Annotated in this window: 8 protein-coding genes and 1 rRNA gene; 5 read left to right on the top strand and 4 right to left on the bottom strand. The window is 67.6% G+C overall.

Features of this window, described 5'->3' with window-relative positions; translation table 11 throughout:
- The first annotated feature begins 28 nt into the window (after positions 1-28).
- Positions 29-143: ribosomal RNA gene (gene rrf, locus AC5P56_RS03905) — 5S ribosomal RNA — on the top strand.
- 355 nt (positions 144-498) lie between these two features.
- Here the strand turns inward: rrf and AC5P56_RS03900 are convergent.
- From AC5P56_RS03900 to hemH, 3 genes are all read right to left on the bottom strand, one after another.
- The gene (locus AC5P56_RS03900; RefSeq protein WP_495231466.1) at positions 499-2604 is read right to left on the bottom strand and encodes a methyl-accepting chemotaxis protein; all 2106 of its coding nucleotides are present in this window, start codon (positions 2602-2604) and stop codon (positions 499-501) included.
- Positions 2605-2894: 290 nt separating this feature from the next.
- Positions 2895-3749: an alpha/beta fold hydrolase gene (locus AC5P56_RS03895; protein WP_142235018.1), complete on the bottom strand. Its 855-nt coding sequence runs from the start codon at positions 3747-3749 to the stop codon at positions 2895-2897.
- Complete coding sequence (hemH, locus tag AC5P56_RS03890) at positions 3746-4708, bottom strand: ferrochelatase (RefSeq protein ID WP_495231468.1); 963 nt, start codon at positions 4706-4708, stop codon at positions 3746-3748. Before hemH ends, AC5P56_RS03895 begins: the two co-directional genes overlap by 4 nt.
- Before the next feature lie 165 nt (positions 4709-4873).
- On the opposite strand from hemH, the gene AC5P56_RS03885 reads away from it, so the two are divergent.
- The 4 genes from AC5P56_RS03885 to tatC all read left to right on the top strand — a co-directional run bounded on the left by AC5P56_RS03885 (position 4874) and on the right by tatC (position 7296).
- On the top strand, positions 4874-5773 hold the full coding sequence (locus tag AC5P56_RS03885) for a lipid-binding SYLF domain-containing protein (protein ID WP_111205393.1): 900 nt from the start codon (positions 4874-4876) through the stop codon (positions 5771-5773).
- Between the two features lie 75 nt (positions 5774-5848).
- On the top strand, positions 5849-6076 hold the full coding sequence (gene tatA, locus AC5P56_RS03880; protein WP_014648907.1) for a Sec-independent protein translocase subunit TatA: 228 nt from the start codon (positions 5849-5851) through the stop codon (positions 6074-6076).
- A gap of 15 nt (positions 6077-6091) precedes the next feature.
- A complete protein-coding gene (tatB, locus tag AC5P56_RS03875; RefSeq protein ID WP_134809449.1) occupies positions 6092-6550 on the top strand; it encodes a Sec-independent protein translocase protein TatB in 459 nt (152 codons plus the stop codon).
- On the top strand, positions 6547-7296 hold the full coding sequence (gene tatC, locus AC5P56_RS03870) for a twin-arginine translocase subunit TatC (protein ID WP_005420449.1): 750 nt from the start codon (positions 6547-6549) through the stop codon (positions 7294-7296). Before tatB ends, tatC begins: the two co-directional genes overlap by 4 nt.
- 85 nt (positions 7297-7381) lie before the next feature.
- On the opposite strand, the gene AC5P56_RS03865 is transcribed toward tatC, so the two are convergent.
- Entirely contained in the window at positions 7382-8293 is a 912-nt protein-coding gene (locus tag AC5P56_RS03865) for a BPSS1780 family membrane protein (RefSeq protein ID WP_014648905.1), read from the bottom strand.
- Positions 8294-8335: the final 42 nt, after the last annotated feature.

Below are 8335 nucleotides of genomic sequence, written 5' to 3'. Positions count from 1 at the left end.
GGGACGAGTGCGACACTCCAAAAGCCTCCCTGGTGAAATTAGCGCTGTGGAACCACCCGATCCCATCCCGAACTCGGAAGTGAAACGCAGCTGCGCCGATGGTAGTGTGGCTCAAGCCATGCGAGAGTAGGTCATCGCCAGGGTTTATACCCAAAACCCCGCTGCTCACGCAGCGGGGTTTTTCTTTGTGCGCAGAACATGTGGGTAGTGCCGGCCGCCGGCCGGCACCGCCATAGCTGCACACCGGCCGGTAGATGCACGCCATGCGTGGATATTCTCCGCGGGCAGCCCCAGCGCCAACCAAGGTTGGCGACTACCGAGGGCATGCGGGCGCACAGTAGATTCACGCCACATGTGGATGCGGCACCAGCCAGGGTTGGTCGCTCCTCACGGCAGGTCCGGAAGCGGCCTTTTTTTCCTGACCCATCACGCAAAAGCAGGCAAAAAAACGGCGCCCTGCGGGCGCCGTCTTGACCGGGATGGAACTGCAGGCCCGGATCAGGCGGCCCGCGAGACCTCGTGCGGTTCCTGCTGGCGGAACACCGATACCGCCTCGGTAAGCGTACCCGCCTGCGATTGCAGCTCGCGTGCGGCCGCGGTGGCTTCCTCCACAAGCGCGGCATTCTGCTGCGTCGCCTGGTCCATCTGCACCACGGTCTGGTTGATCTGCTCGATGCCGACCGACTGCTCCTGCGAGGCCGCCGAGATCTCGTGCATCAGGTGGCTGACATTCTCAACGCCCCCGACAATGCCCTGCATCCGCTGGCCCGCATCGGCCACCAGCTGGGCGCCTTCGCCCACCTGGCGACCTGCCTCATCGATCAGCTTCTTGATTTCTTGAGCCGCAGCGGCGGAGCGCTGCGCCAGCACGCGCACCTCGCTAGCCACCACCGCGAAGCCACGGCCCTGCTCGCCGGCACGGGCGGCCTCCACTGCCGCGTTGAGCGCGAGGATATTGGTCTGGAAGGCGATGCCATCGATCACGCCAGTGATGTCGCCGATCCGCTTCGAGGCTCCCTCGATCGCCTGCATGGTGTCGACGACCCGCTGCATGGCGACGTTGCCATCGCTGGCGGCGCTCTGGGTGGTGATCGCCAGCTGGCTCGCCTCGCGCGCATGGGCAGCGTTCTGGCGCACGGTGGCAGTCAGCTCTTCCATCGAAGCGGCGGTTTCCTGCAGGTGCGCTGCCTGGCGCTCGCTGCGCTCGGACAGCGCGCCATTGCCCGCAGCGATTTCGCTGGCAGCGGTGCTGATCGAGGACGCGCACTGCTGGATACGGCCCACCATGCGCGCCAGCTGGCCGGCGGTGGCGTTGGCATCGCGCTGGATCGCGGCAAAGGCGCCGTGATACTCGCCATGCATGCGTCGATCGAGATCGCCGCTGGCCAGCGCCGAGAGCATCTGCCGCACCTCGTCAACCGTACTGCCCAACGTATCCAGCAGCCGGTTGATGCCACCGGTGAGGCCATCGAGGAAGCTGGCACCTTCGGTTGCCTGCAGGCGCTGGTCGAGGTCGCCGGCGGCGGCGGCCGCGACGATGCCGGCGACGGCGTTCTCCAAGGCGAGCTCATGGGTACGGTCATGCCACTCCACGGCAAAGCCCAGGCGCACGCCCTGTGCGTCGAAGACCGGAGTAACCACCTGTGCGAAGTGCACCGGGCCGATCTGTACCTTGCCGTTGTGGCTGACCTGCAGGCCATTGAGGATGGCGCGGATCCGGTCCGGGTTGGCGTGGAAGCGATGAATGCTGCTACCGACCAGGCGCTCGGCATCGAAATCGGGGAAGGCCTGGCGCAACGTTGCCTGCTGGTTGCGCAGCAGGGCCACCACCGAGCGGTTCACGTAGCGGATCACGTGATCGTTGTCGGCAATCATCATCGCGGTGCGCGAGGCATCGAGGGCCTGGCGGATCTGCGCGTTCTCGGCGTGTGCCTCCGCTTCGCGTCCACGCTGGGCCTGCACATGGCGTGCGGTGTCGGCCAGCGCATGGGCCAGCGAACCCGGTGCGTAGGCGGTGGTGTCAGCATGTGCACCAAGATCGGCGCCGGTGGCGATGTCGCGCGCCAGCGCGGCCAGCCGCCGGGGACCGTGGCCGAGTGCTTCGGTCTGCTGGCGGAGCCGCAGTGCGACCTGGCCAAGGAACAGGGTCAGGCCGGCCAGCATCGCGGCCTGCAGCAGCGCCGGCCCCACCGCAGCACCGGCCGGCAGCGGGGCCAGCAGTGCAAGCGTGCCGATGCTACCGGCCAGCCACACCGGCAGACGATCGCGATGGCCCAGCAGCACGCCCAGCAGCAGGGCGATCGGCAACGCCGGCGACAGGCCGGTGATCGCGGACAACAGTGCCAGCTGCAGCGCCACCAGGATTGCCAGGGCGTTGCGGGCGATGCCGCGGCCTGCCAGCGGACCGGCCAGCCACAAGGTGGGCAGCACAGCGCCCGCGGCCAACGCGGCGGCCACACCGTGCGGACCGCGCAGGGCCAGCACCAGCCCGGTCACGGCCAGTGCCGCGCTGCCGGTCAGCAGGCGGCGGTCAGCACCGCGGGCGAGCTGTTGCAGGTGCGACAGGCGGGCGGTATCGGGGGGACGGGCGGATGCAATGGACATCGGAGGCTCCTGGGTCAGCAGACGACAACGAGCACGCCGCAACGCACGCAGCAGGGCGTGACGAGGGCGGGTGCCGGGAATTCGAGGGATGCGGCGCGATCAGCGACGCGGAGAGGGGACACCGCGGCCACATCCTGTGGGTGACGGTGCAGCAGAGCGGGCATGCGGACTTCCTTGCAGAACCAGACACATGCCGCAGGACCGACCGGGCCCGCGTGCAGCGGGCGCAGGGGCCCGCAACTGATGTATCGGCCGCAAACGCGCGGAGTGAAGCGCGCGGACGCCTGCGCTCAGCCGGCGTTGTCGTTGCTGAAGAAGTGCAGGATCACGCCTGCGATCTGTTCCGGATCTTCCATGTGCAGGTGATGGTTGCCGGGAAACACTGCCAGCCGGCCATCCCGCAGGTGCTGCAGGCGATCGCTGCGCATCGGCTCGGGATAATACGACTGCGCCGGCGTGGCATAGATCACCTGTGTCGGGCACGCGATGGCCTGCAGCAGGTTGTCGATCTGGCCCTCGCTGAGGCGGATCGCGGTGGGCAGCATCAGGCGCGGATCGCTGCACCAGCGATACCCGCCTTCGACCGGTTCCACGCCGCGCTCGACCAGCAGTCGTGCGCACGGTTCGCTGAGCTGGTTGGTCATCATCCGTGCGCGGATCGGCGCGGCCAGGTCGGGGAACACGCGCAGCTGCTTGCGCGCCAACGCACGGGTTGCGTTCACGTGCTCGCGCAGGCGATGGGCGGTCTCTTCTTCGGGGCCGCGCAGGCCGCCGAGAGCTTCGATCGCCACCAGGCGTTCGACGCGGTCGCTGACCGAGGCGGTGAGGCTGGCGATGCCGGCGCCCATCGAATGGCCGAGCAGGCTGAAGCGGTCCCAGCCCAGGGCGTCTGCCACATCAAGCACGTGGCAGATCGCGGCCGCCGTGGTGTAGCTGGCACCGGCCGGCAGGTGCGCGCTGTGGCCATGGCCGGGCAGGTCGATCGCCACCAGCTGCAGCGACGCCAGGTGCGGCGCCAGCGGCACGAAGCTGGCGGCATTGTCGAGCCAGCCATGCAGGGCCAGCACGCGCGGGCCGTCGCCGCTGTTGCGCAGGCCGGCGACGCGGGTGCCGCCGACCCCGAGTTCAAAGGGTTGCAGACTCATGCCAGCGAGGCCACGGCCAGTCGTGCCAGGGCGCGCGCGTGTTCCGGTTCGGCATTGAGGCAGGGGATGTAGCGCATCGTCGCGCCACGTTCGGCCAGCGTTTCGGTGAAGCCCATCGCGACTTCTTCCAGCGTTTCCAGGCAATCGGTGGCGAAGCCGGGGCAGACCACGTCGATCTGCTTCACACCGGATTCGGCCAACGCCCACAGGCTCGGCTCAGCGTAAGGCTGCAGCCAGCGCTCGCGGCCGAAGCGCGACTGGTAACCCATCTGCCAGTCGTCCTTGCCCAGGCCCAGCGCGTTGGCGATGGCCTGCGCGCTGGCCTCGCAGCGCTGCGGATACGGATCACCCGCGTCGGCCAGGCGCTGCGGAATGCCGTGGAAGGAGAACATCAGTTTCTGGCTGCGGCCGTGCTGTTCCCAGTAGCGGCGGATCGAGCCGGCAACGGCCTCGACCCAGCCCGGGTCGACCGAGTAGTCGCGTACCAGACTGACGGTCACGCCCGGGTTGCGCCGCTGCCAGGCGTCGACGCGGTCCTCGACCGAGGCGGTGGTGGTGGTGGAGTACTGCGGGTACAGCGGCAGCACCACGATGCGGCGTGCGCCTTCGGCGGCGAGGCGGTCGAGCTCGTGGGCCAGGGCCGGTTCGCCATAGCGCATTGCGTGGCGCACTTTCAGGGTTGGCAGCAGGGCCTGCATCGCCTGCGCCAGCTGCCGGGTATGGACCATCAGCGGTGAGCCATCCGGCAGCCAGACCTGGGCGTACTTGGCCGCCGAACGGCTGCTGCGCAGCGGCAGGATCAGTCCGCGCAGCAGCGGCTGCCACAGCAGTGGCGGGATCGCGACCACGCGGCGGTCGGACAGGAATTCGGCCAGGTAACGGCGTACGGCGGGGGCCGTCGGCGTATTGGGCGTGCCTAGGTTGACCGCCAGCACGGCGGTATCGGGTGCGTCGAGCATGGGGTGCATTGTCGCCGATCCGGTGTCGCACCGGGATGCAGGGTTCGGATTGCTGGCATAGCGCGCATCTATGTGAGCGGGGAGCGCTCATTGGTGATTCATGACAACACTACTAATTTCAGTCACTTGCTATATCTTCCTATGGACTGACTTCTGGAGCCTGCCATGCGTCGCCCGATCCAAGCCCTGCTGATCGCCGCCAGCCTGCTGTCCAGCCAGGCCATGGCCGGACCGCAGGAAGACCAGCGCGCCCGCAATGCCGTGCGCGTGCTGGCGGAGATCCAGGAAATCCCTGAACAGGGAATTCCGGACAAGTTGCTCGACGAAGGCCGCGCGGTCATCGTCATTCCCGACACGATCAAGGCCGGCCTGGTCATTGGCGGTCGTCGCGGCCACGGGCTGATGTCGGTGCGCATGCCCAATGGCGCCTGGTCCAGCCCGGTATTCGTCAAGCTGACCGGTGGCAGCATCGGCTTCCAGGCCGGCGTGCAGTCTTCGGACGTGGTGCTGGTGTTCCGCAACGACCGCAGCCTGGACAACCTGGTCAATGGCAAGTTCACGCTTGGCGCCGATGCCGGCGTTGCCGCCGGTCCGGTCGGCCGCAATGCCGCCGCCGCCACCGACGGCCAGCTGAAGGCCGAGATCTGGTCGTGGTCGCGCGCGCGCGGCCTGTTCGCCGGTGTTGCGCTGGATGGCGCGGTGCTGCAGATCGACGATGCCGCCAACCTTGACGCCTACGGCAGCAACACCACGCCGCGCATGATCTTCGAAGGTCGCGCCGTCGGTTCGCCGTCGATGGACGTGGTCGCCTTCCGCGATCGCCTGGAAGAGGCCACCTACGCCGCCCGCAACAACCGCAACGGCAACGGTGGCAATGCACCGCGTCCGGCGCCGGCGCCGGCTGCCGCCCCCGTGTCTGTGCCCGTTCAGGCAGCACCGGCGGCCCCGGCCGAAGCCACCACCGCGCCGCTGCAGAACGTTCCGCAGAACCCGCCGCCGCAGCAGCAGGGCTTCCAGCCGGTCAATGACGGCGAAATCCGCACGGAAACGCTGGGCGGAAACTGACTTTCGTCACGCGCGCCGGCTAACACCCGGTGCGCTATGCTCGACAGCCTGATCACTAACGTAACGAGCGTCTTTATGGGCAGTTTCAGCATCTGGCATTGGTTGGTCGTGCTGGCCATCGTCCTGCTGGTGTTCGGCACCAAGCGCCTGACCAGTGGCGCCAAGGACCTCGGTTCGGCGGTCAAGGAATTCAAGAAGGGCATGCGCGACGACGACAAGCCGAACGCGCAGCTGGGCGACGAGTCGCGCAGCCAGGACGCCTCGCGCACCGCGCAGGACGAGCACGACCGCACCCCTCGCTGATCCGGAGCGGTCGCGGTGTTTGATATCGGCTTCAGCGAACTGCTGGTGATCGCCGTGGTCGCCCTGGTGGTGCTCGGTCCCGAGCGCCTGCCCAAGGCGGCCCGCTTTGCCGGCCTGTGGGTGCGTCGCGCCCGCAATCAATGGGATTCGGTGAAACAGGAACTGGAGCGCGAACTGCAGGCCGAGGAGATCAAGCGGCAGATGCAGGACGTTCGCCAGGGCATGCAGGCCACCGAGAACCAGCTGCGTGCCAGCGGCGAAGCGATCCGTCGCGAAGCGCAGGAGGCGCAGCAGCAGGGCGATACGCTGGCGCAGGAGGTACGCGCACCGGCGCCTGCGGATCTGCCGCCGCATATGAGCGGCCTGACCCGTGCCGATGCACCGGTACAGGAGGGCGTCGCTCCCGAGCCGACGCCGGCGACACCCCCTGAAGCCGGTGCGCCGCCGCCGCCGCGCACGGAGCGCCAGCCATGAGTGAACAGGATTTCGGCGAGAGCTCGCTGGTCGAACATCTGGTGGAACTGCGCGGCCGCCTGGTGCGCGCATTGCTGGGCCTGGGCGTGGTGCTGCTGGCGCTGCTGCCGTTCACCCAGAAGCTGTACAACGCGTTGGCCGAGCCGCTGGTCTCGCAGCTGCCGAACGGGCAGACGATGATTGCCACCAATCCGGCCGGCGCCTTCTTCGCGCCGTTGAAGCTGACCTTCTTCGTTGCCCTGTTCGTGGCGGTGCCGTGGCTGCTGTACCAGCTGTGGGCCTTCGTCGCGCCCGGCCTGTATGCGCGCGAGAAGCGCCTGGCGGTGCCGCTGCTGGTGTCCTCGGTGCTGCTGTTCTACACCGGCTGTGCCTTTGCCTACTTCCTGGTGCTGCCGGCGGTGTTCCACTTCCTCACCACCTTCAGCCCGGACGTGATTGCGATCACCCCGGATGCAAATGCCTACCTGGATTTCGTGCTGGCGATCTTCTTCGCCTTCGGCGGCAGCTTCGAACTGCCGGTGGCGATGGTGATCCTGGTGCTGCTGGGCTGGGTGACGCCGCAGCAGTTCAAGGAAGGCCGCGGCTACGCGATCGTCGGCATCTTCGTGCTGGCGGCGGTGCTGACCCCGCCGGACGTGGTTTCACAGCTGATGCTGGCGATCCCGATGTGCCTGCTCTATGAGCTGGGCATCCACGCCGCGCGCTGGCTGGTGCCGTCGTCGGCAGTCAAGAAGCCCGCCGCCTGAAAGAAAAAAGGGGACGGAGGGGATTAAGTCGTTAGCTGCACACACTGGGCATAAACGACTTAATCCCCTCCGTCCCCTTTTTTCATCAGGCGTGGAAGATGTCGCTCGAGGTCGGCGTGGTCGGGATCGGCGGTGCGGCGCGGCTGCCACGGTGCACGAACATCTGCTTCCACGCGGCGTAGACCGCGCCGACATACAGCGGCATCAGCACCGTGGTCAGCACCAGCTGGGCGATGAAGGCGGCGGCCAGCGGGCCGCCGATCAGCATCGCGATCTGGATCACGATCACGAACAGGATGTAGATGCAGAACGCGGCGATCAGGCCGAGCACGGCGAACACGATCATTGCGCCGATGTTCTCGATGCAGCCCTGCAGGCTCAGGCGCAGCGCGTGCATGCCGCTCTGCTTGTCGAACACCACCAGCGCCGGCTGGGTGAACATTGCCAGCGACAGTGCGACCGCGCTCAGGAACACCAGCAGCATCCACAGTGCGATGCGCTTGGCCGGCAGGTTGGCCACCAGCGCCGCAGCATCGTCCGGCTTGATCTGCTGGCCACTGCGGCTGATCTCTTCCATCTTGGTCATGACCTCGCTGAAGGCGGTGAAGCCTTCGCGGCCGATCATCAGGAACAGCAGCGCGCCCAGCAGCAGCACCGCCAGCACCTGGATCGCCAGCGGCACCAGCAGGTGGCTGACGCGGTGGTCGCGGATCGGCTGCAGCAGGTGCGAGGCCAGGCCCGGGCGACCTTCGTCGATCTCACCCACGGCGTACAGCATGCCGCCGAACATGATCGGCGAGATGGCCAGGGTCATCAGCTGCACGGCCATGCCGGCAGCGCCGGGAATCAGCGTCGACAACAGGGTGACCACCCAGCTCACCAGCAGCCAGGTCAGACCGATCCGGGCCAGCTGCAGCGGCGCACGCCGATACAGCGAGAACGTATCCAGCAACCACTGGGCGCCCGCCGAGGCCGGCAGCTTGCGAATCTCTTTCATGGACATCCGGGAAGGACAGGAGGGGGCCGGGCGCTTGCCCGT

The sequence above is a fragment of the Stenotrophomonas sp. YJH_SMC_131 genome, assembly GCF_059367975.1.
Note: the sequence above shows the minus strand (reverse complement) of the source record. Positions and strands in the feature narration are given on the sequence as shown.

Bases quoted from the DNA above. Each gene is read 5' to 3' on its own strand.
- AC5P56_RS03900 (WP_495231466.1), bottom strand. From the start codon at position 2,604: ATGTCCATTGCATCCGCCCGTCCCCCCGATACCGCCCGCCTGTCGCAC.
- AC5P56_RS03895 (WP_142235018.1), bottom strand. From the start codon at position 3,749: ATGAGTCTGCAACCCTTTGAACTCGGGGTCGGCGGCACCCGCGTCGCC.
- hemH (WP_495231468.1), bottom strand. From the start codon at position 4,708: ATGCTCGACGCACCCGATACCGCCGTGCTGGCGGTCAACCTAGGCACG.
- AC5P56_RS03885 (WP_111205393.1), top strand. From the start codon at position 4,874: ATGCGTCGCCCGATCCAAGCCCTGCTGATCGCCGCCAGCCTGCTGTCC.
- tatA (WP_014648907.1), top strand. From the start codon at position 5,849: ATGGGCAGTTTCAGCATCTGGCATTGGTTGGTCGTGCTGGCCATCGTC.
- tatC (WP_005420449.1), top strand. From the start codon at position 6,547: ATGAGTGAACAGGATTTCGGCGAGAGCTCGCTGGTCGAACATCTGGTG.
- AC5P56_RS03865 (WP_014648905.1), bottom strand. From the start codon at position 8,293: ATGAAAGAGATTCGCAAGCTGCCGGCCTCGGCGGGCGCCCAGTGGTTG.